At 58.4% G+C, this 24,846-nt stretch carries 26 protein-coding genes; 13 read left to right on the top strand and 13 right to left on the bottom strand.

Going from position 1 to position 24,846, the window contains the following annotated elements; all coding sequences use genetic code 11:
• Window positions 1-89 precede the first annotated feature (89 nt).
• Window positions 90-743, bottom strand: a complete 654-nt coding sequence (locus tag ALFI_RS01355; RefSeq protein ID WP_014774469.1) for a GNAT family N-acetyltransferase — start codon at window positions 741-743, stop codon at window positions 90-92.
• Window position 744: 1 nt separating this feature from the next.
• The gene (locus tag ALFI_RS01350; RefSeq protein ID WP_014774468.1) at window positions 745-1,653 is read right to left on the bottom strand and encodes a 4Fe-4S dicluster domain-containing protein; all 909 of its coding nucleotides are present in this window, start codon (window positions 1,651-1,653) and stop codon (window positions 745-747) included.
• A gap of 131 nt (window positions 1,654-1,784) precedes the next feature.
• Between ALFI_RS01350 and ALFI_RS01345 the strand changes: the two genes are divergently transcribed.
• Together ALFI_RS01345 and ALFI_RS01340 are read left to right on the top strand one after the other, a co-directional pair.
• Window positions 1,785-2,471, top strand: coding sequence for a nitroreductase family protein (locus ALFI_RS01345; protein ID WP_014774467.1), 687 nt, complete (start codon window positions 1,785-1,787; stop codon window positions 2,469-2,471).
• Between the two features lie 179 nt (window positions 2,472-2,650).
• A complete protein-coding gene (locus ALFI_RS01340) occupies window positions 2,651-3,718 on the top strand; it encodes an acyltransferase (protein ID WP_014774466.1) in 1,068 nt (355 codons plus the stop codon).
• On the opposite strand, the gene ALFI_RS01335 is transcribed toward ALFI_RS01340, so the two are convergent.
• A complete protein-coding gene (locus ALFI_RS01335; RefSeq protein WP_009598887.1) occupies window positions 3,719-4,276 on the bottom strand; it encodes an NUDIX hydrolase in 558 nt (185 codons plus the stop codon).
• Between the two features lie 74 nt (window positions 4,277-4,350).
• Between ALFI_RS01335 and ALFI_RS01330 the strand changes: the two genes are divergently transcribed.
• Both ALFI_RS01330 and ALFI_RS01325 read left to right on the top strand, forming a co-directional pair.
• The gene (locus tag ALFI_RS01330; protein ID WP_014774465.1) at window positions 4,351-5,637 is read left to right on the top strand and encodes an L-cysteine desulfidase family protein; all 1,287 of its coding nucleotides are present in this window, start codon (window positions 4,351-4,353) and stop codon (window positions 5,635-5,637) included.
• Between the two features lie 11 nt (window positions 5,638-5,648).
• Complete coding sequence (locus tag ALFI_RS01325; protein ID WP_014774464.1) at window positions 5,649-6,926, top strand: histidine-type phosphatase; 1,278 nt, start codon at window positions 5,649-5,651, stop codon at window positions 6,924-6,926.
• Between the two features lie 370 nt (window positions 6,927-7,296).
• Here ALFI_RS01325 and ALFI_RS01320 read toward each other — a convergent pair whose 3' ends face one another.
• The 4 genes from ALFI_RS01320 to pepE form a co-directional block, all read right to left on the bottom strand.
• Window positions 7,297-8,523: a 3-deoxy-D-manno-octulosonic acid transferase gene (locus ALFI_RS01320; protein WP_014774463.1), complete on the bottom strand. Its 1,227-nt coding sequence runs from the start codon at window positions 8,521-8,523 to the stop codon at window positions 7,297-7,299.
• A gap of 138 nt (window positions 8,524-8,661) precedes the next feature.
• A complete protein-coding gene (locus ALFI_RS01315) occupies window positions 8,662-9,027 on the bottom strand; it encodes a YraN family protein (protein WP_014774462.1) in 366 nt (121 codons plus the stop codon).
• A 5-nt stretch (window positions 9,028-9,032) separates the two neighbouring features.
• Complete coding sequence (locus ALFI_RS01310; RefSeq protein WP_014774461.1) at window positions 9,033-9,875, bottom strand: prephenate dehydrogenase; 843 nt, start codon at window positions 9,873-9,875, stop codon at window positions 9,033-9,035.
• 55 nt (window positions 9,876-9,930) lie between these two features.
• The gene (pepE, locus tag ALFI_RS01305) at window positions 9,931-10,632 is read right to left on the bottom strand and encodes a dipeptidase PepE (RefSeq protein ID WP_014774460.1); all 702 of its coding nucleotides are present in this window, start codon (window positions 10,630-10,632) and stop codon (window positions 9,931-9,933) included.
• A 178-nt stretch (window positions 10,633-10,810) separates the two neighbouring features.
• Here pepE and ALFI_RS01300 point away from each other — a divergent pair, with 178 nt between their 5' ends.
• The 9 genes from ALFI_RS01300 to ALFI_RS01260 all read left to right on the top strand — a co-directional run bounded on the left by ALFI_RS01300 (window position 10,811) and on the right by ALFI_RS01260 (window position 18,220).
• On the top strand, window positions 10,811-11,047 hold the full coding sequence (locus ALFI_RS01300; protein ID WP_014774459.1) for an acyl carrier protein: 237 nt from the start codon (window positions 10,811-10,813) through the stop codon (window positions 11,045-11,047).
• Window positions 11,048-11,088: 41 nt separating this feature from the next.
• Complete coding sequence (gene fabF / locus ALFI_RS01295) at window positions 11,089-12,336, top strand: beta-ketoacyl-ACP synthase II (RefSeq protein WP_009598902.1); 1,248 nt, start codon at window positions 11,089-11,091, stop codon at window positions 12,334-12,336.
• A gap of 95 nt (window positions 12,337-12,431) precedes the next feature.
• On the top strand, window positions 12,432-13,130 hold the full coding sequence (gene rnc, locus ALFI_RS01290; protein ID WP_009598778.1) for a ribonuclease III: 699 nt from the start codon (window positions 12,432-12,434) through the stop codon (window positions 13,128-13,130).
• A 93-nt stretch (window positions 13,131-13,223) separates the two neighbouring features.
• Complete coding sequence (locus tag ALFI_RS01285) at window positions 13,224-13,859, top strand: JAB domain-containing protein (RefSeq protein WP_009598873.1); 636 nt, start codon at window positions 13,224-13,226, stop codon at window positions 13,857-13,859.
• 422 nt (window positions 13,860-14,281) lie between these two features.
• Entirely contained in the window at window positions 14,282-15,826 is a 1,545-nt protein-coding gene (locus ALFI_RS01280) for a glycine--tRNA ligase (protein WP_009598779.1), read from the top strand.
• A 10-nt stretch (window positions 15,827-15,836) separates the two neighbouring features.
• Window positions 15,837-16,250 carry a Holliday junction resolvase RuvX gene (gene ruvX / locus ALFI_RS01275; protein WP_009598783.1) on the top strand — a complete coding sequence of 138 codons (414 nt, stop codon included), beginning with the start codon at window positions 15,837-15,839 and terminating at the stop codon, window positions 16,248-16,250.
• A complete protein-coding gene (def, locus tag ALFI_RS01270) occupies window positions 16,247-16,792 on the top strand; it encodes a peptide deformylase (protein ID WP_009598912.1) in 546 nt (181 codons plus the stop codon). The genes ruvX and def overlap by 4 nt, the downstream gene beginning before the upstream one ends.
• An 86-nt stretch (window positions 16,793-16,878) precedes the next feature.
• Window positions 16,879-17,346, top strand: a complete 468-nt coding sequence (locus ALFI_RS01265) for a transposase (RefSeq protein WP_244264992.1) — start codon at window positions 16,879-16,881, stop codon at window positions 17,344-17,346.
• Window positions 17,333-18,220: an IS3 family transposase gene (locus tag ALFI_RS01260; RefSeq protein ID WP_117615371.1), complete on the top strand. Its 888-nt coding sequence runs from the start codon at window positions 17,333-17,335 to the stop codon at window positions 18,218-18,220. The genes ALFI_RS01265 and ALFI_RS01260 overlap by 14 nt, the downstream gene beginning before the upstream one ends.
• A gap of 80 nt (window positions 18,221-18,300) precedes the next feature.
• Here the strand turns inward: ALFI_RS01260 and ALFI_RS01255 are convergent, their stop codons facing one another.
• The 6 genes from ALFI_RS01255 to ALFI_RS01230 form a co-directional block, all read right to left on the bottom strand.
• Complete coding sequence (locus tag ALFI_RS01255) at window positions 18,301-18,885, bottom strand: porin family protein (RefSeq protein WP_009598916.1); 585 nt, start codon at window positions 18,883-18,885, stop codon at window positions 18,301-18,303.
• A gap of 554 nt (window positions 18,886-19,439) precedes the next feature.
• On the bottom strand, window positions 19,440-19,928 hold the full coding sequence (locus ALFI_RS01250) for a porin family protein (RefSeq protein WP_014774455.1): 489 nt from the start codon (window positions 19,926-19,928) through the stop codon (window positions 19,440-19,442).
• 189 nt (window positions 19,929-20,117) lie between these two features.
• A complete protein-coding gene (ppdK, locus tag ALFI_RS01245; protein WP_009598846.1) occupies window positions 20,118-22,847 on the bottom strand; it encodes a pyruvate, phosphate dikinase in 2,730 nt (909 codons plus the stop codon).
• Between the two features lie 172 nt (window positions 22,848-23,019).
• Window positions 23,020-23,970, bottom strand: coding sequence for an endonuclease/exonuclease/phosphatase family protein (locus ALFI_RS01240; protein ID WP_014774454.1), 951 nt, complete (start codon window positions 23,968-23,970; stop codon window positions 23,020-23,022).
• A gap of 10 nt (window positions 23,971-23,980) precedes the next feature.
• Window positions 23,981-24,208, bottom strand: coding sequence for a helix-turn-helix domain-containing protein (locus ALFI_RS01235; RefSeq protein WP_014774453.1), 228 nt, complete (start codon window positions 24,206-24,208; stop codon window positions 23,981-23,983).
• Between the two features lie 175 nt (window positions 24,209-24,383).
• A complete protein-coding gene (locus ALFI_RS01230; protein WP_014774452.1) occupies window positions 24,384-24,758 on the bottom strand; it encodes an MmcQ/YjbR family DNA-binding protein in 375 nt (124 codons plus the stop codon).
• Window positions 24,759-24,846 lie beyond the last annotated feature (88 nt).

Below are 24,846 nucleotides of genomic sequence, written 5' to 3'. Positions count from 1 at the left end.
TCTTGTTATTATACCCGGTGTTTCCGCGGAAGCGTTGCTCGGCGGCTCGTTTCGGCCCGCATCCGCTGGTTACTACCCGCCGGCTCCGGTTATTTTCCTTCGTCCCCGGTTGGCTCTGATTCGAAATCGACATCGACCCGGTCGGTCTGCAGGTTCGGGATCGGCACGATCCGCTGCGGCGTTTCGCCCAGCGACAGATGGAGGATAGGGTAGGGCCTGCCCGACGGATCGGTCGCGTCGCGCCCCGTGACGCGGAATCCCAGCCGGGCGTAAAATCCCGCCGCCTGCGTGTTCTGCTCGTTGACATCGACCTGCCTTATGCCGCGTTCGCGGACGAGATATTCCACCAGCTGCCGGCCCACTCCTTTGCCGCGCGCTTTGGGCGCGACGAAGAGCATTTCGAGCATATCGCCGTCGATACCTGCGAACGCGGCGAATCCCCCGAACATCCCGTTCTCGTCCAAGCCCTCCGGTCGGCGGGATTCTCCTGTCTTGCCGGATGTCCGGGACTCGTGCCGGTTCTCCTGTCCTGCGGATGTTCCGGTTTCAGGCGCTTTGCTGTCCGGCTTCCGGATGACGTATAATTCTACACCCCGGAGCGCTTCCTGCCGGACCATTTGCCGGAAAAACGCAATATCCTCCGGCGCGAGAAAGTCGTGCGTCGCCCGCACCGAGGCTTCCCAGAGGTCGGTCAGGGCGTTCAGCTTGCCTGCCGACGGGGTTTTCAGTCGTTCGATTGTCATATTACATAAGCGTTACGGGCGGTTTCCGCCGGGCGAAGTTGCGCGACAGAACGGCAGCGAAAGGCGTTTCGAACGTGCGTGCGCCGAACGCGCAGCCTTTGACGCATGCGCAGCAGCGGATGCAGCGCGCCGGGTCGGTGTGCAGTTCGTCGCCGCGCGCGATCGCCTGCGTGGGACAGAGTGCGACACAGCGGCCGCATTGGGTGCACCGTGCGGCGTCGCCCGCGGGGAGCAGTGCGACCGGATTGCGTTTCTGCCGCCTGCGGTACCCCAGCACGAAACGGATGAACCGCAGTTTTGACAACAGCGGCGTATGCGGCTCGCGGAGTTTTGCGGCGTCGATCGGGCCGGTCTCTCCGTGCGCAAGCTTTTGGCCGATGCGCGCTCCGAAAGCGGCCGCTTCGGCGAGGTCCTGCGTATCGGGACGTCCTTCGGCGATCGGCGTGCCGGGCGTGCTGTACGAGTGTTCGCCCACGAAAGCCCCGGCCGCCACGGGAACGAATCCCCGCTCGGCGACGAACGCCGCCAGTTGTGCGACCGCCGTTCCGAAAGCCCGGTTGCCGTAGACCGCCAGCACTACGGCCGGCGTTCCCTCGCCGCGAATCTCCTGCAGCCTTTCCAATGCCGCAGGCGCCACGCGGCCCCCGTATACCGGCACGGCGAATACCGCCGCGGCATCGGCCGGCAGCACGGGCGGTTTTCCCGCCGCATGCGTCAGGTCGATTGTCGTGAACGCCTTTGCCGCGCTGCCTGTGGCGGCATTTGTACCAGCGTCCGCTCCGGCCGCCGTATTTGCCGTTGCATTGCAGCTCCCGCCGTGCCGGGCCACTCCCTGCGCAACCGCCGCGGCGATTTTTCTCGAAGTTCCCGTCGGTGAAAAGACGACGGTGTAGACTGCTGTCGGATTCATAGGCTCCATGTTGTGTGTTGCACAAAGGTACGAAAAATCGCCAGCCCGCAGGTATCCGGCAGCGGAATTGCATTCCGTATTTTGGAAAATATTCTTTATATTTGCATGTAAACCTCTAAATTTCAGAAACGATGACTGTGAAGATCATTACCTGTGCGGCTTTGCTGCTCGCGGCATGCGGCGGCACGCAGCCGCCTAAAGAGGAGGCCAAGGCCCCCGAAACCAGAACCGAAGTGAAGCACGGCGCGGAGATCGCCCTTCTCAAACCCGATTCCAAGGCGGGCATGACCGTAAACGAAGCATTAGAAAACCGCCGTTCATGGCGAGAATACGCTCCTGAGGCGCTTTCGCTCGAAGAGCTTTCGGGCGTCATGTGGGCCGCAGGGGGTGTCAACCGTCCCGCCGACGGCCGTCTGACGGCTCCTTCGGCGCTGGCGCTCTATCCGGTCCGCGTCTATGCCTTTTTCGCCGAAGGTGTCTACAGCTATGACGCCAAGGCGCGGAAACTCGTGCGCGTCGCCGAAGGCGACCTGCGCAGGTTGGCCGGCGCGCAGGATTTCGTCTATGCCGCACCGCTGAATCTGGTCTATATCGCCGATATGTCGGTCTACGAAGGAAAGAGTATTCCGGCTGAACATGTCCGCTACCTCTGCGGGCAGGATGCCGCCGGATATGCCGAGAATGTGAACCTCTATACGGCAGGTCACGGGCTGAAGTCGATCACGCGCGGCAGCGCCCCCGAAGCCGAACTGCTCAAGGCACTCGGTCTCGACCCTAAGCGCTATTTCATGGCGCTGGCGCAGACGGTCGGCAAATAGGCCGGGCGGCGAAACCCGAATCGGAGGAGCGGCTTTGAACCGCTCCTTTTTCATCTCCGTGGGACCGGGACAGTCGGTCTTTGCCGGAGAAGAGTTTTTTTTACCGGATGGAGTGTCGGGCTGCGGATTTCCGGGTTTTTTGTTACCTTTGTTTTCGAAATCAAAACCGCCTGACTTTTATGACGAAACTTCAATCCCGAAACTACGGTCTCGACCTGTTGCGTGTGCTGGCCTGTTACATGGTGCTTCAGGTGCACGCCGGAGAATTCTACTATATTGCCGACGGCGGCTTGGTCGCCGCGGGCGGCGAACCTGTCTGGGCCTGCTGGCTCAACTCGTTGTGCCGCACCGCCGTGCCGCTGTTCGTCATGTTGTCGGGATTTTTCCTGCTTCCGGTGCGGGAGCGCATGCGCGACTTTTTCGCCCGGCGTTTCGTGCGCGTGGTGGTGCCGTTTCTGGTGTGGTGCGTGCTCTACGCAATCTACCAGTTCCTGACGGGACGGACCGATGCCGCCGGAGCGTTGCTCGGCGTCTGCCGCATCCCGGTCAATTTCGGCGTCGAGATCGGACACCTCTGGTTCGTCTACATGCTGTTGGGACTCTACCTGTTCGCCCCGGTTGTCTCGCCGTGGATCGAGACGGCTTCGCGCCGCGCCATGGAGGGTTATCTCGCGCTTTGGGCCTTCACTCTGTGCATCCCCTATGTGCACCTCGTTTTCCCGGAGCTGCTCGGCGAATGTTTCTGGAACGACACGCCGATGCTCTACTACTTTTCGGGATTCCTCGGCTACATGGTGCTGGCCGCCTATTTGCGCCGCTACCACGCCGCGCCGCGCGCATGGCATAAGTGGGGCGGTGCGTTGCTGGTCGTCGCGGGGTATTTCGCGACGGCATGGATTTTCGACGCACGGCTGGCGACGCAGCGGCTCGTCGCGGACCTCGAACTTTCGTGGGGCTTCGGGACGATCAACGTGGCCGCGATGTCGGTCGGGCTGTTCCTGCTGCTGAAAGACGTCAGGCCGGGGGCGGGCCGTTTTACGGGCGTCGTTACCGACATTTCGAGACTCAGCTACGGCATCTACCTGATACACATCATGCTGCTCAACTTCTTCCACGGCTGGCTCGATCCGCTGATCGTTTCGGCCGGGATCAAGATCCCCGTGCTGGCGCTCTGCACCTTCGTCTCGTCCTATGCGGTCGTAAAGCTGATTTCGCTGCTGCCCGGCAGCAAATACGTCGTAGGGTAGCTACAACCCGTACTCCGCGGCGTAACGCCATAGCGGTGCGGCCATCAGCGCCTGCCGGATGCCGCCGCCCGTGAGCAGTTCGCGCACCTCGGCGGCCGTGAACAGATGCACGCGGATATCCTCCGTGGCGTCGAGCCGCTGGGCGCCGAGCCGCTCCACGCCCGTCGCCAAGTAGCAGTACGTCAGGTTGCTCTGCGTGGCGGGATTCGGGGCCACGACCAGCAGTTCGCGCCATTCGCCGCCGCCGTAACCGGTCTCCTCGGCCAGTTCGCGCTGCGCCGCGGCCAGCATCGACGCATCGTCCGGCTCGGCCACGCCCGCCGGGATTTCGTAATTCGTTTCGCCCAGCCCGTGACGGTACTGGTCGATGAATACGAATTTACCCTCTTTGGTTATGGCGATCACGTTCACCCAGTCGGGGTACTCGAAGACGTAATAGTCGGGTATGCTGCGCCCGTCGGGCAGTTCGATGCGCTCGTGGCGTACGGTGAACCACGGTTTGCGGGCGAGGTACTCGCTCTTCACGACTTTCCATGCGCGGCTTTTCGGATTTTCCATATCGGCGTCTGTTTTGATGCCGCAAAAATAGCGAAAAATAGTTATCTTTGTATGATCTCTAAAAACGAGCCAATATGTTTTCCCCGAACGAACGAGCGAAAATCATCGCCCTTATCAACCGCGAAGTTGTGCCCGCCATCGGCTGTACCGAACCGATCGCCGTGGCTTTGTGTACGGCGCGCGCCGCCGAACTGCTCGACACGCAGCCCGAAAAGATCGAGGTGCGCCTGAGCGCCAATATCCTCAAGAATGCGATGGGCGTGGGCATTCCCGGCACGGGAATGATCGGCCTGCCGATCGCCGTGGCGCTGGGTGCGCTGGTCGGCCGTTCGGAATATCAACTGGAGGTCCTGCGCGACGTGACGCCCGAAGCCGTCGGGCGGGGCGCCCGTTATATCGACGAAAAGCGCGTCTGCATCTCGCTGAAGGAGGATATCGCCGAAAAACTCTATATCGAGGTCGAAGCTTCGGCCGGAGAACGCCGCGCCGTGGCGGTGATCGCAGGCGGACATACCGCCTTCGTCTATCTCGAACGCGACGGCGAGGTGCTGCTCGACAAACGCACGGCATCCGTCGCCGAAGAGGAGGCGGGCGAGGTGCCCCTGACCCTGCGCCGCGTCTGGGATTTCGCCATGACGGCGCCGCTCGATGAACTGCGCTTCATCCTCGAAACCCGCCGCGTGAACAAAGCCGCCGCCGAGCGGGCCTTCGCCGGGGAGTTCGGGCACTGCGTCGGCCGCACGCTGCGCTGCGAGCGGGAGCGGCGGGTGATGGGCGACAGCATCTTCTCGCGCATCCTCTCCTATACCTCCGCGGCCTGCGACGCCCGCATGGCCGGGGCCATGATCCCCGTGATGAGCAATTCGGGTAGCGGCAATCAGGGCATCGCCGCGACGCTCCCCGTGGTGGTCTATGCCGACGAGACCGCGGCCGACGAGGAACATACGATCCGTGCGCTGGTGCTGAGCCACCTCACGGTGATCTATATCAAACAGAGTCTCGGCCGTCTGTCTGCCTTGTGCGGCTGCGTCGTGGCGGCGACGGGATCGAGCTGCGGCATCACCTACCTGATGGGCGGCGCCTACGAGCAGGTCGCCGCGGCGGTCAAGAATATGATCGCCAACCTCACCGGCATGATCTGCGACGGGGCCAAGCCCAGTTGTTCGATGAAACTCACGAGCGGCGTCTCGACCGCCGTGCTCTCGGCCATGATGGCGATGGACGGTCACTGCGTGACGCCCGTCGAGGGAATTATCGAGGAGGACGTCGACAAGTGCATCCGCAACCTGACGGCCATCGGCCGCGACGGCATGAACGAGACCGACCGGCTCGTGCTGGGAATCATGACGCATAAATGTTAAAATACCGACCAATGAACAGACTTGCATTGAAACTGAGGTTCTGCGCGGCGTTCCTGCTGCTCGGCTTGTGGGGAGCGGACGCCCAGACGGCCCGCGAACAGATCGCGGCCGTTCCCGAACGCGCGGGCGGAATCTACCATTCATACGAATACCGGCCCGCTGCGGCGGCTCCGGCGCCCGACGGGTACACGCCGTTCTACATCAGCCATTACGGCCGCCACGGCAGCCGCTGGCATGCCTCTGAAAGCGTCTATGCCGGGCCGCTGAAAATCCTGCGCAAAGCCGCCGAAGCCGGTGCGCTGACGCCGCTGGGTCGTGATGTGCTGGGCCGCGTCGAGATCATCGCGGCCGACGCCGACAAACGTTACGGCGACCTTTCGCCGCGCGGGGTCGCCGAACACCGGGGCATCGCCGAGCGCATGTACAAGGCTTATCCCGAAGTTTTCTCTACGGCAGACGGCCGCGAATGCCGTATCGAGAGCCGCTCGACCCTCGTGCCGCGCTGCATCCTGAGCATGGCGGCTTTCAACGAGCGGCTCAAGGAGCTGAATCCCGCGATCCGGACCACGCGCGAGTCGAGCGCGCGCTACATGCCCTATATGGGCAACAACAAGGGACTCGATGCCCAGCGCGACCGGACCCTGAAAACGGCCGACAGCGTGCGCGCCGCGCGCCTGATTCCCGACCGGCTGATGAAGTCGCTTTTCTCCGATCCCGAATTCGTCAAACGCGAGGTCAAAAAGCCCCGCAAACTGATGGAGCAGCTGCTTTTGCAGGCCGCGATCATGCAGGACGTCGATTATCTGGGCATTTCGCTGTACGACCTCTTCACCGGGGAGGAGATATATGCCGCATGGGAGGACGAGAACTTCCGCCGTTATGTGATGTTCGGTCCTTCGAAGCGTTTCGGCGATCCGATCATCGCCGACGCCAAACCCCTGCTGCGCAACATCGTCGAGACGGCCGAAGAGGTGATCGGCGGCGGAAAGGAGCTGGCCGCGTCGCTGCGCTTCGGCCACGACGTGAATGTCATCCCGCTGTTGGCGCTGCTGGGCGTCGAGGGCGCTTCGGCCCGCGTTTCGACGCCCGAAGAGGCTGCCGAAGTGTGGCAGGTCCACCGCGTTTCGCCCATGGCGGCCAACGTGCAGTTCATCTTCTTCCGCAACCCGGCGGGCGACGTTCTGGTGCGCATCCTGCACAACGAGCGCGATGCCGGACTGCCCCTTGGCGGCGGTCCCTATTACCGCTGGGAAACCTTCCGGGATTACTGCAAATCGCTGTACGAATAACGCCCGGCTTGCCGCCGGCCGGAGTGGCGTCAACGAAAATGCGCGGACTCTTCGATGTCCGCGCATTTTATTTTGTTGTTCACCTGCTGGGGGCTGACTTTTCACGGCCGCCGTCTTTCCTTGATCCCGTTCGCTGTTGTTTCGTTGTTGTTTCGTTGTTGTTTCGTTGTTGTTTCGTTGTTGTTTCGTTGTCGTTCCCGGTCCGGCTTTCTTGTGTGGCCGGCCTTTGTCCTTGCTCCTGTCCTTGTCCTTCCGGCCTTTCCTGTTTTTAGGAGGAATTTATCCGGGTGGGGATTTTTTCCGGGAGACTTTCCGGAAGATTTTCCCCGGAGATTTTTTTTCGGACTTTTCCGGGCCGGGACCGCTCCGCTTAATTGAAAATCGTTCTGACGATGATGCCCGTCGCGCCCTGATGCCGTGTGGTGTAGTCCTTGGCGATGCGGCTGGTTTTCTGGAGGAACTCCTCGTTGTCGCGCAGCGGAACGAACCACGCCCGCAGTTCGTCGTAATCATTGATCGACCGGGCCGCGCCGAGCGTCACCAGATCGCGCGCCTCCTTGAATTTCTGGTAATTGGGACCGAACGCCACCGGAAGTCCGAACGTTGCGGCCTCCAGCGTGTTGTGGATGCCCACGCCGAATCCGCCGCCGATGTAGCTCCACGTCGCATAGCTGTATACCGACGACAGAATGCCTACCGTGTCGAGGATCAGCAGCTGTTTCGGACCGTAACTCGTGTGCGGGGTGCACTGGGTATAGCGCAGCGTGCCGCCTTTGATCTCGGCCGCAAGACGTGCCATGCGGCTTTCGTCCATTTCGTGCGGCGCGACGATGAATTTGATGTCGGGATTGTCGTTTATCAGGCGGATCAGCAGCTCCTCGTCGGGACCCCACGTCGAGCCGGCCACGAAGACCCGCTTGTCGCCCTTGAACCGCTCGATCACGTCGATGTGCTTGGCGGCCTTGGCGATCTCGGCGACACGGTCGAAGCGCGTGTCGCCCGCTACGATCACGTTGTCGAAGCCCAGCCCCGCCAGCAGTCTCTTCGACTCCTCGTTCTGTACGAACATTACGTCGAACGACTCCAGCGCCTGCCGCCACATGCCGCCGTAGGGGCGGAAGAAGATCGAGTTGCGGCGGAAGATGGCCGAGACGATATAGGTGCGCACCTTGCGGCGGCGCAGTTCGTAGAGCAGGTTGAGCCAGAATTCGTATTTCACGAAGACGGCGATTTCTGGATGCGCCGCGTCGAGGAACCGGCGCGCGTTGCGCGGTGTGTCGATCGGCAGGTAGAAGATGTAATCCACGCTCTGATAGTTCTTGCGGATCTCGTAACCCGAAGGCGAGAAGAACGTGAGCAGGATTTTGTATTCGGGATGCTCCTTGCGGATGCGTTCGATGATGGGCCGTCCCTGTTCGAATTCGCCGAGCGAAGCCACGTGTATCCAGACGATACGGGCCGCGGGGTCGATGGTTTCGGCCATCCGTTTATAGAGGTCCTTGCGGCCGTTGATCCATAGCCGGGCCTTCGGATGTCTTGGGGCGACTAACCGGATGATCCAGACGTAGCATGTCAGGCCGAAATTATATAACCACATCGGTATTTACGGTTTGCGGTGTTGAAGTATTTTTACGGTTTATCTGTTGCCGGACAAACCGGCTTCGTTTCGGGCTTTGGTCCGGAACATTGGTTTTTCAGTCCGACAAAGGTAGTATAATTTGTCGGAAATGCAAAATTACCAATTGTATTCCATGGCCTGCGGAATCAGGCGCACCTCCGTCTCTCCGCCGGGCATTACCTCCACGGCGATCAGGTCGAACTGCGCTTCGCGCTCCTCGCCCGTGCAGGCCATGTAACGCAGTGCGGCCCGTGTCAGCGCCCGGAATTTCTGCGGCGTTACGGCCGCTTCGGGCGGCGTGAGTCCGTCCGCACGTCGGGTCTTGACCTCCACGAAGTGCACGAAATCCCCTTTGCGGGCCACGATGTCCAGCTCGTAACGGCCGCTCCGCCAGTTGAGGGCGCAGATTTCATACCCTGCGTGCCGGAGGAACTCCGCCGCCGCGCGTTCGCCCATGCGTCCCGTCTCGGCCGTCGTGCTCATTGCGGTCAGTGAATGATGCGCTGGATCGAATTGGCCTTCTTGAAAGCGCCGGTCAGCCCTTCGGCGTCGTCGCGTTCGATCATCCTGCGCATGATCTGCAACTGGTGGATATGTTCGCGCAGGACGTCCAGCACGTTGTATTTGTTGCGCAGCAGGATCGGCACCCATGTCGCGGCGGCGCTCTTGGCCAGCCGCACGGTGCTCTCGAAACCGCCTCCCGCAAGGTCGAAGATGTGCCGCTCCTCGCGCTCTTTTTCGAGCACCGTGAGCGCCAGCGCGAACGAGGTCACGTGGGAGATGTGCGACACGTAAGCCGCATGCAGGTCGTGTTCCTCGGCTCCCATGTAGACTACGGGGACGTCCAGCGCGCGGAAGATGCGCTCGACCGTCGCCAGTGCGTCGGCGTCGCTGCGCTCCGCCTCGCACACGACGGCGTTGCGGCCCGTGAAGGCTCCGTGCTGTGCGGCCCGCGGCCCGCTGTACTCGGTGCCCCACATCGGATGCGCCGCCACGAAGCGTCCGCGCCGCGCGTGCATCGAGATCACCTCGCACAGCTCGGCCTTGATCGACCCCATGTCCATCACCACCTGCCTGTCAGTCACATGATTAAGCGCTTTTACGGCCATCAGCGGAATCGTATCGACGGGCGTCGCCAGCACCACGAGGTCGGCCTGCGGAACACCCTCTTCGAGCGTCACGATGCGGTCGGCCAGACCGAGACGCAGGGCTTCGGCGGCGTTTTCGTCCGACTTCTCGACGCCTAATATTTCGTCCGCTATTTCGCGGTCGCGCAATGCGAGGGCAAAGGAGCCTCCGATGAGTCCCAGACCCGCGATCAGAATTTTCATACCTATATATAATATATATTCATTTACCGCCCGCAGCGCACTCCGGGCGGGGAAATCAGAGCAGGAACGACAGGTCGCCGCCCGGTTCGATTTCGAAAGTTTCCGTGCCTTTGCGGAACATGCGCATCGGGCGTTTTCCGATCAGTTCCAGTTTGCCCTCCTCGTAGCGGAGCATGCAGCCTTCGCGCAGTCCGGCCACCCAGCGGCGCGGGTTGGCTTCGATGTATTCGAGTATGCGCTGTTCGCGCGTCTCGCCCGCATGTCCTTCGGGATTGGCGTCGAGGTAGTGGGGGTTGATCTGGAATTTCACGGCGCCGATGGCCCTGAACGATTCGGGTTCCACGATGGGCATGTCGTTTGTTGTGCAGATGGTCGGACAGGCGACGTTGCTGCCTGCGGACCACCCTACATAGGGCGTTCCGGCTTTGATTTTACGCAGAATGGCCGTCATAAGCCCCTGCTCCTGCATCTTTTTTGCCAGTGCGAAGGTGTTGCCCCCGCCTACGCACACGGCTTCGGCCTCGCGGATCATGCGCGCCGGATCCTTGGCGCGGTGGACCGAACGCACGCGGATGCCCAGCTCCGAGAAGCGCGCCTGCACCTTCTTTTCGTACTCGGCGTACGAGAAAGTCACGGCGGCGTAGGGAACGAAGACTATTTCGCGCACGCCCTGAAGAAACCGGCCTATTTCCGGCAGCGGATAACGGAGATATTCCTCCCCGGCATTGGTCGAATTAGAGATCAGAAGCAGTTTCATAAGAATATGGTTTTGAATCGGTTAATTGTGAAAATGTGCTAAATGTCGAAAAAGTTGTGAATAAAAAAAAGGTTCGTTTTGTCAAAAGTAATAAAAAAAGTGTTACTTTTGCGCAAAATTACCTCGGAAATAAGAAAGAACTATTTCCAAATAATTGTTTAACTAAAAAATTAAAATTATGTCAGAAGTTCAATCAAAAGTTGTCGAAATCATTGTCGACAAACTGGGTGTTAAGGAGTCGGAGGTAGTGCCCGAAGCAAGCTTTACCAACCACTTGGGTGCAGACTCGCTCGACACCGTGGAGCTGATCATGGAATTCGAGAAGGCTTTCGATATCCAGATTCCGGACGAGGACGCTGAGAAGATCGCTACCGTAGGTGACGCGATCAACTATATCGAGGAGCACAAGAAATAATTTTACCAAAGGTTTTCACAGCCTCTTATAGCCTTAAATTTATGACAGAAAGAAGAGTAGTTGTTACGGGCATCGGTACGATCAACCCGCTCGGTAATAATATTGAAGAGTATTTTTCGAATTTGGAGAAGGGAGTCAGCGGTGCCGCACCGATTACTCATTTCGATGCTGAAAAGTTTAAGACGAAGTTTGCTTGTGAAGTAAAGAATTACGATTCGAGCCTCTATTTCGACCGTAAGGAAGTACGCAAGTACGACCTTTTTACACAGTACGCTCTGATCGCGGCCACGCAGGCCGTCGAGGATTCGGGTCTCGATCTGGAGACCGTGGACAAGGAGCAGGTGGGTGTAATATGGAGTTCGGGCATCGGAGGAATCAAATCTTTCTTCGATGAGTGTCTGGGCTGGGCCGCAGGGGATGGAACCCCGCGGTTTAGCCCGTTCTTTATTCCTCGCATGATCTCCGACATCGCGGCCGGTTTCATCTCCATGAAGTACGGCTTCATGGGGCCGAACTACTGCACGGTGTCGGCCTGCGCATCTTCGAACCACGGCATGATGGACGCCATGAACGCCATCCGTTACGGCAAGGCCGACGTGATGGTGACGGGCGGTTCGGAAGCTGCGGTCAACGAGCCGAGTGTCGGCGGTTTCAACTCCATGCAGGCGCTTTCCACGCGCAACGACGATCCCACGCACGCTTCGCGTCCTTTCGACAAGGACCGCGACGGATTCGTGATCGGCGAAGGCGCCGGCGCCCTGATTTTCGAGGAGTACGAGCACGCCAAGGCGCGCGGTGCGAGGATTTACTGCGAAGTCGTCGGCAGCGGCTGTTCGGCCGACGCCTACCACTTCACGGCTCCCCATCCCGAAGGAAAGGGCGCCATGAAATCGATGCGCGACGCCATCAAGGACGCCGGCATCAAACCCGAAGATATTGACTACGTGAACGTTCACGGCACTTCGACTCCCGCGGGCGACATTCCCGAACTGAAGGCTGTCGCCGGCGTGCTGGGCGATCACGTCTACAACATCAATATCTCTTCCACCAAGTCGATGACGGGACACCTGCTGGGTGCCGCCGGAGCCGCCGAGGCGCTGGCCTGCATCTTCGCCATTACGCACGGCGTGGTTCCCCCGACCATCAACTGCGAGAATCTCGATCCGGAGATCGACCCGAACCTGAACCTGACGCTGAACAAGGCGCAGAAGCGCGACGTGAAATGCGCGCTGAGCAATACGTTCGGTTTCGGCGGTCACAACTCCTCGATCATTTTCCGTAAACTCTAACGTTTTAAACCGTCCGGGCCGTGTTTGATTTCATACTGCGCCCCCTTAGAAGGAACTTCGGGCGGGATAAGGCGTATTACAGAATTATCGATGACATGTTCGGGTTCATCCCGAACAACATCGAGCTTTACAAGCTGGCTTTGATTCACAAGTCAGCTTCTTTGGTTTTGGAGGACGGCCGCGCTATCAACAACGAGCGGCTCGAATTTCTGGGCGACGCCGTCATCGAGGCGGTCACCTCCGACTACCTTTTTATCGAGTATCCCGACCGGGACGAGGGTTTCCTTACGCAGCTGCGGTCGAAAATCGTCTCCCGCCAGTCGCTCAACGTGCTGGCCGTGAATATCGGGCTGGACCGTCACGTCATTTCGAACGGCAGCACCAGCGTCACGCAGAAACATATCTACGGCGACGCTTTCGAGGCCATGATCGGCGCGGTCTACCTCGATCAGGGCTATGAATTCGTGAACCGGCTGCTCATCAACCGGATTTATTTCAGACACCTGAGTCTCGACGAGCTGACCGAATCGGAGACCGACTTCAAGAGCCGGCTGATCGAGTGGTGCCAGAAAAACCGTCACAAGATCGCTTTCCGCACCGGTTACGACAAGGAGTATTCGGCGAACCATCCGGTTTTCTACTCCACGGTGCTGGTCGACGGCATGGAGGTCGGCCACGGGTCCGGCGATTCGAAGAAGGAGGCCGAGCAGCATGCGGCTTTCTCGGTGGCGCAGTACATGAGCGACGAGCAGTGCGCCACGCTGCTGGACCGGGTGGACAGGCTGACGCAATAACTTTTGGTTATTTCCCGTGCGCCTGTATTGCGTGCGGTCTCTGCCGGAGGCCGCCGGACGCATGGCGGGATAGCTTCCCTATAACATTTCCGAATGAAGACGATAGCCGATAAGATGGCGGCGCGTGGCGTCGATGCGCTGACCGACCGGGAATTGCTCTCCCTGCTTACCGAGGATGAACAGAGCGCCGAAGCGCTGCTTGCCGCTTACGGCGGATCGCTTGCGCGTGTCGGCTCGGAGGAGGCCGCCCGTCTGAGGATGATCGGCGGTCTGGGACTCCGGCGCGCCCGCATGCTGCTCGCCGCGGCCGAACTCGGCCGTCGCATCACCGCTGCGCGCGCCGCCGAAACCGACGTCGTCTCGTCGAGCGACGACGTGGTGCGGCTCTTCCGCCCGCAGCTCGAAACGCTCTCGCATGAAGAGTGCTGGGCCGTTTACCTCACCTCTTCGAACCGGATCATCGAACGCCAGCGGGTAAGTCAGGGCGGCGTGCAGGGCACGGTCGTCGATCACCGGCTGATTATCAAACGGGCTTTGGAACTGCTTGCCACACAGCTTATCCTGATTCACAACCACCCCTCCGGCGCCGCCGAAGCCAGTCCGCAGGACAAGGTGCTGACCGAAAGGATCGCGCAGGCGGCCGCGCTGTTCGACATCCGGCTGCTGGATCATATCATCATCGCCCGTGAAGGAGATTTCTCGTTCCTGCGCGAGGGACTGATTTCGTGACGCATTATTTGTCTCTTCCGATACTGCCGCACAACGCTATTATGGCGACGGCAATGAGCGCAATCAGAAGTTTTACGATTCCCGTCATTGGTTGATTTGGGTCTTTTCACCTGTTGCCGGACACAAAAGCGCGGACCTGTTTCCACATCCGCAAGTGGGGTATTGGACGACCCGTAAGGTAGAATGATGGAATATGCCCGCGCTGAAAAACAGCGAGAGCATCAACCTTTGTTCCTTACCTTACGCGAAAGTGTCCAATTTTCACCTGCAAGAAAAAAGCCGATGCGCTTTTTATGTCTCGTATGTCGGCCGCCCTCGCAGGCCGCCGTGACAAATATAGAAATAAAATCGCAACAGAACGGCTTAATTTCCATTTATTTTGTACTTTTGTAATTCGGAAAATAATTTAAAAACCAAATACGATGACACAGGAAGAACTCTTCAAAAAGCTGATCGCCCACTGCAAGGAATACGGATTCGTATTCCCGTCGAGCGAAATCTACGACGGTCTGGCTGCGGTGTACGACTACGGACAGAACGGCGTGGAGTTGAAAAACAACATCAAGCGCTACTGGTGGGATTCGATGGTCAAGCTGCATGAGAATATCGTGGGCATCGACGCCGCGATCTTCATGCACCCCCGTACGTGGGAGGCTTCGGGACATGTCGGCGCGTTCAACGACCCGCTGATCGACAACAAGGACTCGAAGAAGCGTTACCGTGCCGACGTGCTGATCGAAGACTGGCTCGCCAAGCAGGACGAGAAGATCGAGAAGGAGGTGGAGAAAGCCCGCAAGCGTTTCGGAGAGACTTTCGACGAAGCCAAGTACCGCGAAACTTCGCCCCGTGTTGCCGAGACGGCCGCCCGGCGCGACGAGATGCATAAGCGTTTCGTCGAGGCGCAGAACAGCGGCGATCTGGGCGAGCTGCGCCAGATCATCGTGGACTGTGAAATCGTCTGCCCGATTTCAGGTACGCGCAACTGGACCGAGGTGCGTCAGTTCAACCTGATGTTCTCGACCCAGATGGGCTCCACGGCCGAGGGCGCCAATACGATCTACCTCCGTCCCGAAACGGCGCAGGGCATCTTCGTGAATTTCCTGAACGTGCAGAAAACCGGACGCATGAAACTGCCGTTCGGTATCGCGCAGATCGGCAAGGCGTTCCGCAACGAGATCGTCGCCCGTCAGTTCATCTTCCGCATGCGCGAGTTCGAGCAGATGGAGATGCAGTTCTTCGTGCGCCCCGGCGAGGAGATGAAGTGGTGGCAGGCATGGAAGGAGACCCGTATGGCATGGCACCGCGCGCTGGGCTTCGGCGACGACCGCTACCGTTTCCACGACCATGAGAAGCTGGCGCACTATGCCAATGCCGCGACCGATATCGAGTACAACTTCCCGTTCGGCTTCAAGGAGGTCGAAGGCATTCACTCCCGCACGGACTTCGACTTGGGCAACCACCAGAAGTTCTCAGGCCGCAAGATCCAGTACTTCGATCCCGAAACGGGCGAGAGCTATGTACCCTACGTGGTCGAGACGTCGATCGGCGTGGACCGCATGTTCCTGCAGGTAATGTCTGCAGCCTATACCGAGGAGCAGCTCGAAGGCGGCGACTCGCGCGTCGTGCTGCGTCTGCCTGCGGCGCTGGCCCCCGTGAAGGTCGCCGTTCTGCCGCTGGTGAAGAAGGACGGCATGCCCGAAGTGGCGCAGAAGATCGTGGACCTCTTGAAATACGATTACAACGTCGTTTACGACGAGAAGGATTCCGTCGGCAAGCGTTACCGCCGTCAGGACGCCGTCGGCACGCCGTTCTGCGTGACCGTGGACGGTCAGACGCTCGAAGACAACACCGTGACGGTGCGTCACCGCGACACCATGCAGCAGGAGCGTGTTGCGATCGACAAGCTGCCCGCGCTGGTCGAGGAGGAGTGCTCCTACCGCAAGCTTTTCCGGAAGCTGAATCTGTAATCGCTGATCCGTGGGCCGCATCCTCGCCATAGATTACGGGACGAAGCGTACGGGAATCGCCGTGAGCGATCCCCTGCGGCTGATCGCCGGGGGGCTAGAAACCGTCGAAACGAAGGGACTCGAAGCGTGGCTGGCAAAATATTTCGCCGCGGAAGACGTTACTACGATAGTAGTGGGCAAGCCGACGCAGATGGACGGCACGCCTTCCGAAACGTGGCGTTTCGTCGAGCCGCTGGCAGCCCGGCTGCGCAGGGCCTATCCCGATAAGGAGGTGGTCTTTTACGACGAGCGTTTTACCTCGGTGCTGGCGCACCGCACGATGCTCGAAAGCGGTATCGGCAGGATGGCCCGGCGCAACAAGGCGTTGGTGGACAAGATTTCCGCCACGATTATTTTACAAAGTTATATGGAGTTTAACAAATGATTTATCCGATTGTCATATACGGGAACGAGGTGCTTCGCAAACAGTGCGAGGAGATTGCGCCCGACTATCCCGAAGTGAAAAAACTTGTCGAGGACATGTTCCAGACGCTCGGCGAAGCCGAAGGCGTCGGACTGGCCGCGCCGCAGATCGGCAAGGCCATTCGTCTGTTCATCGTCGATTGCACGCCGTGGGGCGAGGACGATCCCGAATGCGCCGACTACAAGCGTGCCTTTATCAATCCCGAAATCTACGCTTTTTCGGAGGAGAAGAAGACCTATAACGAAGGGTGTCTTTCCTTTCCGGGCATCCATGCCGATGTGCCTCGTTCGCTGGCCATCAGGATGCGTTATCTCGACGAAAACTTCGTCGAGCACGACGAGGAGTTCCACGGACTGAAGGCGTGGGTCATTCAGCACGAATACGACCATATCGAAGGCGTGGTCTTCACGGACCGCATCTCGCCGCTGCGTCGCAATCTGCTGAAAGGCAAGTTGCTGAACCTTGCCAAGGGAAAGTACCGTGCGGCCTATAAGACCAGATGATTCCGGCATTGTGCCGTACCGCATGAAAAAGCGGATCCCGACATTGTACTGCACCCCAAAAGTTGGACACTTTTGGGGTGTTTTTTATGAAATATAATTATGAGATTCGTTTAAAGGCCGTAAAACTGGTACTCGAAGGCGGACTTTCGGTTAGGGAAGCCGGATGTCACTTGGGCTGTGGCCGCTCGCAAGTTCACTTGTGGGTAACATTATTCGAGCGCCATGGCCTTGCCGGCCTTAAGCTGCGCCACGGTAGCTACAGTGCAGAATTTAAGTTGTCAGTTTTGAAGCATATGCACCAAAATCATCTATCTTTGCTGGAGACAGCAGTGCATTTCGGCATTCCGGGCCCTTTTGTTATTCGTCAATGGGAGCGGCTCTATCAAAACCAAGGTGCTGAAGGCCTGCGGCGTAAACCGCAAAGAAGGAGGCCGGCCATGAGTAAATCGAAGACTAAAAAAGTCAAACTCAAAACGACTCCGCACGAAGAGTTGCTTAAGGAACTGGAGTATCTTCGTGCCGAGAATGCTTACTTAAAAAATTGCAGGCCTTAGTCGAGGAGCGCATTGTCCGCGAGAGCGGGAAAGAGCCCAAGCCATCGAAGGACTAAGGCCGCAGTGCCGGCTTTCAGTATTGCTCAAAGCCGCAGGGATGGCGCGAAGCACATTTTATTATCACTTCAGAAAATCAAAACAACCCGATAAATATGCTCGCGAAAAAGAGAGTATTATAAGGTTATATCACGAACATAAGGGGCGTTATGGTTATCGGCGCATTACCGTTGAAATGAATAAGATCGGATATGCGATAAATCACAAAACCGTACTTAAGCTGATGAATATTTGCGGGATAAAAAGTCAGGTCAGGCTCCGTAAATACTGTTCATACAAAGGACAGATCGGACGGATAGCGCCCAATCTTCTGCAACGCGACTTTGCAGCCGAAAAACCGAATCAGAAGTGGGTTACTGACCTTACGGAATTTTCGGTTTGCGGCGTAAAGTTATATCTATCGCCGATTATGGACTTATATAACCGGGAGATTATTAGCTATAAAATAGCTGAACGCCCTAACTTTATGCAGATCATGAAGATGCTGGACGATGCGTTTGCCAGAATACCGGATTCTCCGGGTATTGTCTTGCATTCCGACCAGGGCTGGCAGTATCAGATGAAGCAGTATCAGCTCCGTTTAAGACAGAAAGGTATTACACAGAGCATGTCGCGCAAGGGTAACTGTCTGGATAACGCTGCTATGGAAAGTTTCTTTGGATTATTGAAGTCCGAATTATTATATTTGCAAAAATTCTCATCCATAGACCATTTCCGAAAAGAATTGGAAGAATATATCGACTACTACAATAACAAGCGGATAAAGAAATACTTAAACAACATGAGCCCGGTACAATACCGAACTCATGCCATCTAAACAAATACTAATCCGTCCAATATTTGGGGTGCACTTCACATCGGGATCCGCTTTTTGCATGTGTTATGCAGGTGCGTTTGTCAGAATCTGTACGCGGCGCCGACGTATACCACCAACGGGTTCGAACGGTCGCTGTCAAACATAGGCTCGTACTTGAGACCTGCGGAGATGTTCCAGCGGTGGGCGACGTTGAAGTCGAAACCTGCGCCGACACTCATGCCGACCGCCCAGTCCTTGATGTCATTGGCCACGATACCTACCTGCGGGAATACGCCCCACCAGTCGGCGATCTGGAATACGTAGTGTGCGTCGAAGTTGATGTCTACGGAGCTGTCTTTTTCCGTCAGTACATAGATCGACGGCTCGATGCGCCAGTGCGAATTGAAGCTGTAGCGGTAGTAGGCGCCGATACCGACCGAGGCGTCGTCCGTGTTGGTGTAGAAATTGACACGCGGACCCACCGCACTGCGGTAATCGGAGGGCGTGCCGCGGTAATTGCCGGCCTGAGCCGCATTGTTGTTGTAGGTCTGAGCCGCGTTGCGGTAGTTGTTTGTCTGAGCCGCATTGCGGTAGTTGTTGGTCTGAGTGTTGCGGTAGGTGTTGTCCTGAGCGGACGCTGCCCAAGCAAACAATGCCGCAACCGAGATGAGAAGAATTTTTTTCATAATTTTCAGTTAAATTTTATGTATTAATAAGTGGTTGTCAGTCATTTAATTCATATCTCCGGATTCGGAAAGCTTCCCGAACCGCCTTTGTTCCATTGCCTTAACGGCGTGCAACACTCGTGCCGCGATCGGTTGCCGCCGGAATTTGTGCGCGACCGGAGGTGAAAAACCGTCCCGCACCGGAGGGCTGCGAAGCTCTCCGGAAGGGTTTTCAGGTCGCGGAATCCGGCCGATTTGCTGTATTTTACGGCGGACGGGCCGTGCGTTCTGTTTTGCTTGCGGGGGCTTTTGGCCGGGTGTTGAAAAATGTACGGCTCTCCGCCGCTGTAGCTCGTCGTTTCCGCTGCTGTCTCCGTTGCTGTCTTCGCTGTCTCCGTTGCTGTCTTTACTGCCGTCGCAGCAGTCACCGTCGCTCGTTGTTGCTCGCCGCACTTCGTTGCGCGTTGGCTTTCGTGGCGGGCGGCAGTGGGGTGCGGGGCGTTCGCGGCCGGACATGAAAAATCCCGGAGACCTCGTCGAGGTCTCCGGGATATCGTTTTCCGGGTTGCGCCGGATTAGAACTTGTAGGTTGCGCCGATATTGATAACGATTGGATTTCTGCGTTTAACGTATCCGGGAATATAATCTTTAGCAGTCTGAATCATCCATTTGAAGCCTGCCGAAAGGTCCCAGTTGCGGGCTACCGAGAAGTCGGCGCCGCCGCCCAGATTGATGCCGCACGACCAGCCGAAGAGATCGTTGGCGCTCAGACCCGCCTGTGGATAGATATGCCAGTCCGGGGCGATATTGAAGAGATACTGCACGTCGGCGCTGATGTCTACCGAACAGCCTGTTTTGCATAGGGCGACAATGCTTGGAGCTACTCGCCAATTATCCGTAAAACTGTAAAATCCGGTTGCGCCGATACCAAAAATAGCACCCTCGGCGCCTGCGTTCGTATATATGCCGATTTTGGGTCCTACGGCCCAATTGCCCGGAGTTTGTGCTGATACGGTTGTCACTGCGAATAATGCGACGATTGCCGCAAAAAACATCTTCTTCATGTTCTGTTATTTTAATTCAACAAAAAAGTTGCGTGTTATACTGTTTGCCGATAGCAAATATACAAAACTTATCCGCTTTCGCCAAACATATTCAACGAACCGGACTTTTTTTTCGCTGAAAACGAAAGCCTGCGGCTTTCGTGCCGCAGGCTTTCGTTTTCGGATATTTCGGCCGTAACCGGAGGAACGCTACTTCTCGTTGAGCGCGGCGTGTGCGGCCGCCAGACGTGCGATGGGCACGCGGAACGGCGAGCAGCTCACGTAGTTCAGCCCTGCGTAGTGGCAGAACTCGACCGACGAAGGTTCGCCGCCGTGTTCGCCGCAGATGCCGCATTTGAGTTTTTCGCGGGTCGAACGGCCCTTGAAAACGGCTTCGCGGATCAGCTGGCCCACGCCGTTGCGGTCGAGGATCTGGAACGGGTCGTTCTTGAGGATGCCCTTTTCGAGGTAAACGGGCAGGAACTTGCCGATGTCGTCGCGCGAGAAGCCCAGCGTCATCTGCGTCAGGTCGTTGGTGCCGAACGAGAAGAACTCGGCGACCTCGGCGATCTGGTTGGCCGTCACGGCGGCGCGCGGAACCTCGATCATCGTGCCGACCATGTAGTCGATCTTGTCGTTACGCTCGGAGAACACCTGCTCGGCCGTCGCGTCGATGATGCCTTTCTGGTAGCGCAGCTCCTTGTGGTTGCCTACGAGCGGAACCATGATCTCGACGTGTACCGGAATGCCCTGCGCCTTGACGTTCATGGCGGCCTCGATGATGGCGCGCGCCTGCATCTCGGTGATTTCGGGGTAGGTGTTGCCCAGACGACAGCCGCGGTGTCCCAGCATCGGGTTGAACTCGGCCAGCGACTCGACTTTGGCGACGATCTTCTGGAGGGGTACGTTCATCTCCTTGGCCATCTCCTGCTGTCCCTTCTCGTCGTGCGGCACGAACTCGTGCAGGGGCGGGTCGAGAAGACGTACGGTCACGGGGAAGCCGTTCATGGCCTTGAACAGACCCTCGAAGTCGCCGCGCTGGATCGGCAGCAGCTTGGCCAGCGCCACGCGGCGTCCGGCTTCGTCGTCGGCCAGAATCATCTCGCGGATGGCCTTGATGCGGTCGCCTTCGAAGAACATGTGCTCCGTGCGGCAGAGGCCGATACCCTCGGCGCCGAATGCGAATGCCTGCAGGGCGTCCTTGGGGGTGTCGGCGTTGGCGCGAACCTTCAGCACGGCGTATTTGCCCGCAAGCTCCATCAGCTGGCCGAAATCGCCGCTCAGGTCGGCGGCCATCGTGGCTACCTGACCCAGATAAACCTCTCCCGTCGAGCCGTTGAGCGAAATCCAGTCGCCCTCCTTCACGGTGAAGCCGTTCACGCGGATCGTGCGGGTTTTATAGTCGATCTCCAGCTCGCCGGCGCCCGATACGCAGCATTTGCCCATGCCGCGTGCGACGACGGCCGCGTGCGACGTCATGCCGCCGCGTGCGGTCAGGATACCTGCCGCGTCAAGCATGCCCTTGAGGTCCTCAGGCGAAGTCTCGATGCGGACGAGGATCGCTTTCTGGCCCGACTCTGCGAGGATCTTCTCGGCGTCCTCGGCGAAGAACACCACCGGACCCGTAGCGGCTCCCGGCGATGCGGGCAGACCCTTGGTGATGACCTGCGCATTGGCGATGGCCTTCTTGTCGAATACGGGGTGCAGCAGCTCGTCGAGTTTGGCCGGCTCGCAGCGCAGCACGGCGGTGCGCTCGTCGATCAGACCTTCGCGGAGCATGTCCATCGCGATCTTGACCATGGCGGCGCCGGTGCGCTTGCCGTTGCGGCACTGGAGCATCCACAACTTGCCGTCCTGAATCGTGAACTCGATGTCCTGCATGTCCTTGAAGTACTGCTCCAAGTGGCGCTGAATCTCGTCCAGCTCCTTGTAAACCGTCGGCATGACCTCTTCGAGCGAAGGGTATTTCGTGCGGCGCTCCTCCTCGGAGACATTCTGGGCCACGGCCCAGCGCTTCGAGCCTTCGATGGTGATCTGCTGCGGGGTGCGGATGCCGGCCACGACGTCCTCGCCCTGCGCGTTGATCAGGTACTCGCCGTTGAAGAGGTTTTCACCCGTCGCGGCGTCGCGCGAGAAGGCTACGCCCGTCGCCGAGTTGGCGCCCATGTTGCCGAATACCATGGCCTGCACGGTAACGGCCGTTCCCCACTCTGCGGGGATGTTGTTGAGCTTGCGGTAGAGGATGGCGCGCTCGTTCATCCACGAGCCGAACACGGCGCATACGGCTCCCCAGAGCTGATCCCAAGGGCATGCCGGGAAATCCTCGCCGGTCTGCTTCTTGACGGCGGCCTTGAAGTTCTGCACCAGCTCCTTCAGGTCGTCGGTCGTCAGGTCGGTGTCGTTCTTGACGCCGCGCTTCTCCTTCTGCTCCTCGATGATGACCTCGAACGGGTCGTGGTCCTCTTTCGATTCGGGCTTCATGCCCAGCACCACGTCGCCGTACATCTGTACGAAACGGCGGTACGAGTCCCATGCGAAGCGGGGGTTGCCCGTGCGCTTGGCGACAGCCTCCACGGCCTGATCGTTCATACCCAGATTGAGGATCGTGTCCATCATGCCGGGCATCGAGGCGCGTGCGCCCGAACGGACCGAAACCAGCAGCGGCATCTCCTTGTCGCCGAACTTCATGCCGGTCAGTTTCTCGATATTCTGCATCGCCCGCTCGACTTCGGGACGGAGCATCTTGATGACCGCCTCCTTGCCGTGGGCATAATATTCCGCACATACTTCGGTGGTGATGGTGAATCCCGGAGGAACGGGAATGCCGATGAGGTTCATCTCCGCAAGGTTGGCACCTTTGCCGCCGAGCAGTTCACGCATTTTGCCGTTGCCTTCGGCTTCCTTGTTGCCGAAGGTATAGACTCGTTTTACGTCTGCCATAATTTTTTTTCTTGGTTAATTTAATGATATGTAAATTTATAAAAATTTTTAGCTAATCTCTTCCCCTACAGACGAAAATTGCGGTGACATCGCTGTTACCGCCTCGTCGAAGAATCCTATTTGCCGTTGGGAATGCGAATATAGGAAAACTTTTCTGAAATTCCAAAAAATTCTACTCCAAGTAAACGAATACCGGCAGGGCGTAGCCGAAGCCGCCCCGGTAACGCCGTCTCTCGTAGGTCGGCAGCGGGTTACCCGTCTTGGGATCAAGCAGATAGCGGCGGGCGAAAACGTCGCCGCCCGAACATATCAGCGCGGTGTCGGCCAGAATGCGGTCGCGCATGAGCCAGCCTCCGCGGCGGCGGACGTTGCCCCGGCCCAGCCGGGCCGGACGTTCGAGGGCGTCGCGCAGTCCGTATGCCGCCGCGTCGAGCGAGGCGGTGCGCCCCAGAACGATCAGCTTCACGCCGGGGCGTTCTTCGCGCAGGTCGCGGACGACCCATTCGGCCATGCGCGTGTCGCTGCACAACACCAGTCCCACGGTGTCGGTGCGCGACGGGCGGACCGGGCGGCCGGTTGTGCGGCGGGTGCGCGGGGCGGGGAAGCGCAGGGTGCCTTCGATGTAGAGATAGCGGCGTCCCGGCTCCTCGTAGTGGGGATCGAAGAGGTCGCCGTAGTAGAGCAGTGCGAAATCCATGCCGTCGAGCGAGTTAAGCGTGCAGTGCAGGTAGCTGTAGTCGCCCCGGCAGGCCGCCGCGATGTCGCGCACGACCGCTTCGTTTTCGACGCTCCACAGCGCGACGAGCGGCATGCGCATCGAGTCGATGACGGCGGCCGCGCGGGCTATCTTGCGGCGGTAGCGTTCCGTGTCCCACGCGAGACGCCCGCCGGGCGTGTAGTCGCTGTCGTCGTAAAAGAGCGCCGGTATGGTGTCGTAGAGGTGGTCGAGGTCGCAGTAGGCGATGCCGATGCGGGGCTGGGCGAGGGCGCAGCGGATGCCGGAGAGGAGGAGCGCTGCGAGAAGAAGCGTGCGGAACGGCAGGAGCGGACGTTTCCCGGATCGGTATTTCGGTCCGGTCCGGGGACGGTGCTTGGTGGCTGATGCCGTGCGGTGCGGGAACATGGGCCGAAGGTCAGATCGGTTCTTCGGGCAGAAACTTGCGCGGCGAACAACCCAGAAATTTGGCGATCTCGTTGATGTGGATTATGTTGTATTTTGTGTTATACTTCGGACTTTCGACCTGACCGACAAAACCGCGCGAAACGCCGATCCCAAAGGACAACATGGCCTGAGATACTTTCTGAGCCCTTCGTTCGCGTCGAATGGCGTCGATTACGTATAGGTCGATCGCTGTTTTCACAATGTACGTTTTTCGGATGTAAAACTAAAAAACGTGCCATTGTGAATGACCGCTTATACCTAAGCAATACTTATCTATGTCTAAGTGACCTTCCGGCTCTCGCCGGGGCATAAAAAAGACGGAGTTTTTTTCCTCCGTCGCCGTATATCTCCCTGATGCCGTTCCCCGATGCCGATTACGGGGTCTGCAAAGCCGCTCTTTCCTTTTTCGGCAGGGAAGCCGCGACAAGATCGTACGATTGCTTCACGAGGTCTTCGATCGTTCTGTCGGGTACGTCTTTGTCGAAATGTACGCTTATCCAGTGTTTTTTATTCATATGGTATGCCGGCGTCACTCCTTCGTAACGCTCCTGCAAATCCACGATCCGGTCGGGAGCGCATTTGATATTGCAGAAATCGAATGTCTCGACGTTTACGAAGCAAAACCATTTCTCCGCGACGCAGAAGACGAGCAGGTTCCGGTCGTATGCGGAAGCCGCTTTCTCGAACGGCATCTTTTCATAGGCCCCCTTGAACGAAAGGCAGTAGGTCCTGAAATCTTCGATATTCATAGGCTGAACGTTTGATTGGAGTCGGAATTATCCCGATGTTTTTCCGGTGTTTTTCCGGTGTGCGGCAAGCAGCGGCGTTTGGCGGCTG

It is taken from the genome of Alistipes finegoldii DSM 17242 (genome assembly GCF_000265365.1).
Taxonomy (GTDB): Bacteria; Bacteroidota; Bacteroidia; order Bacteroidales; family Rikenellaceae; genus Alistipes; species Alistipes finegoldii.
Note: the sequence above shows the minus strand (reverse complement) of the source record. Positions and strands in the feature narration are given on the sequence as shown.

Excerpts from the sequence above, each read along its gene's own strand:
- ALFI_RS01285 (WP_009598873.1), top strand. The coding sequence starts at position 13,224 with ATGAAGACGATAGCCGATAAGATGGCGGCGCGTGGCGTCGATGCGCTG.
- ALFI_RS01230 (WP_014774452.1), bottom strand. The coding sequence starts at position 24,758 with ATGAATATCGAAGATTTCAGGACCTACTGCCTTTCGTTCAAGGGGGCC.
- ALFI_RS01255 (WP_009598916.1), bottom strand. The coding sequence starts at position 18,885 with ATGAAAAAAATTCTTCTCATCTCGGTTGCGGCATTGTTTGCTTGGGCA.
- ALFI_RS01325 (WP_014774464.1), top strand. The coding sequence starts at position 5,649 with ATGAACAGACTTGCATTGAAACTGAGGTTCTGCGCGGCGTTCCTGCTG.
- def (WP_009598912.1), top strand. The coding sequence starts at position 16,247 with ATGATTTATCCGATTGTCATATACGGGAACGAGGTGCTTCGCAAACAG.
- ALFI_RS01250 (WP_014774455.1), bottom strand. The coding sequence starts at position 19,928 with ATGAAGAAGATGTTTTTTGCGGCAATCGTCGCATTATTCGCAGTGACA.
- ALFI_RS01330 (WP_014774465.1), top strand. The coding sequence starts at position 4,351 with ATGTTTTCCCCGAACGAACGAGCGAAAATCATCGCCCTTATCAACCGC.
- ALFI_RS01340 (WP_014774466.1), top strand. The coding sequence starts at position 2,651 with ATGACGAAACTTCAATCCCGAAACTACGGTCTCGACCTGTTGCGTGTG.
- ALFI_RS01320 (WP_014774463.1), bottom strand. The coding sequence starts at position 8,523 with ATGTGGTTATATAATTTCGGCCTGACATGCTACGTCTGGATCATCCGG.
- ALFI_RS01240 (WP_014774454.1), bottom strand. The coding sequence starts at position 23,970 with ATGTTCCCGCACCGCACGGCATCAGCCACCAAGCACCGTCCCCGGACC.
- ALFI_RS01310 (WP_014774461.1), bottom strand. The coding sequence starts at position 9,875 with ATGAAAATTCTGATCGCGGGTCTGGGACTCATCGGAGGCTCCTTTGCC.
- fabF (WP_009598902.1), top strand. The coding sequence starts at position 11,089 with ATGACAGAAAGAAGAGTAGTTGTTACGGGCATCGGTACGATCAACCCG.
- rnc (WP_009598778.1), top strand. The coding sequence starts at position 12,432 with ATGTTCGGGTTCATCCCGAACAACATCGAGCTTTACAAGCTGGCTTTG.
- ALFI_RS01355 (WP_014774469.1), bottom strand. The coding sequence starts at position 743 with ATGACAATCGAACGACTGAAAACCCCGTCGGCAGGCAAGCTGAACGCC.
- ALFI_RS01350 (WP_014774468.1), bottom strand. The coding sequence starts at position 1,653 with ATGAATCCGACAGCAGTCTACACCGTCGTCTTTTCACCGACGGGAACT.
- ALFI_RS01280 (WP_009598779.1), top strand. The coding sequence starts at position 14,282 with ATGACACAGGAAGAACTCTTCAAAAAGCTGATCGCCCACTGCAAGGAA.
- ppdK (WP_009598846.1), bottom strand. The coding sequence starts at position 22,847 with ATGGCAGACGTAAAACGAGTCTATACCTTCGGCAACAAGGAAGCCGAA.
- ALFI_RS01345 (WP_014774467.1), top strand. The coding sequence starts at position 1,785 with ATGACTGTGAAGATCATTACCTGTGCGGCTTTGCTGCTCGCGGCATGC.
- ALFI_RS01315 (WP_014774462.1), bottom strand. The coding sequence starts at position 9,027 with ATGAGCACGACGGCCGAGACGGGACGCATGGGCGAACGCGCGGCGGCG.
- ALFI_RS01335 (WP_009598887.1), bottom strand. The coding sequence starts at position 4,276 with ATGGAAAATCCGAAAAGCCGCGCATGGAAAGTCGTGAAGAGCGAGTAC.
- ALFI_RS01300 (WP_014774459.1), top strand. The coding sequence starts at position 10,811 with ATGTCAGAAGTTCAATCAAAAGTTGTCGAAATCATTGTCGACAAACTG.
- pepE (WP_014774460.1), bottom strand. The coding sequence starts at position 10,632 with ATGAAACTGCTTCTGATCTCTAATTCGACCAATGCCGGGGAGGAATAT.
- ALFI_RS01265 (WP_244264992.1), top strand. The coding sequence starts at position 16,879 with ATGAAATATAATTATGAGATTCGTTTAAAGGCCGTAAAACTGGTACTC.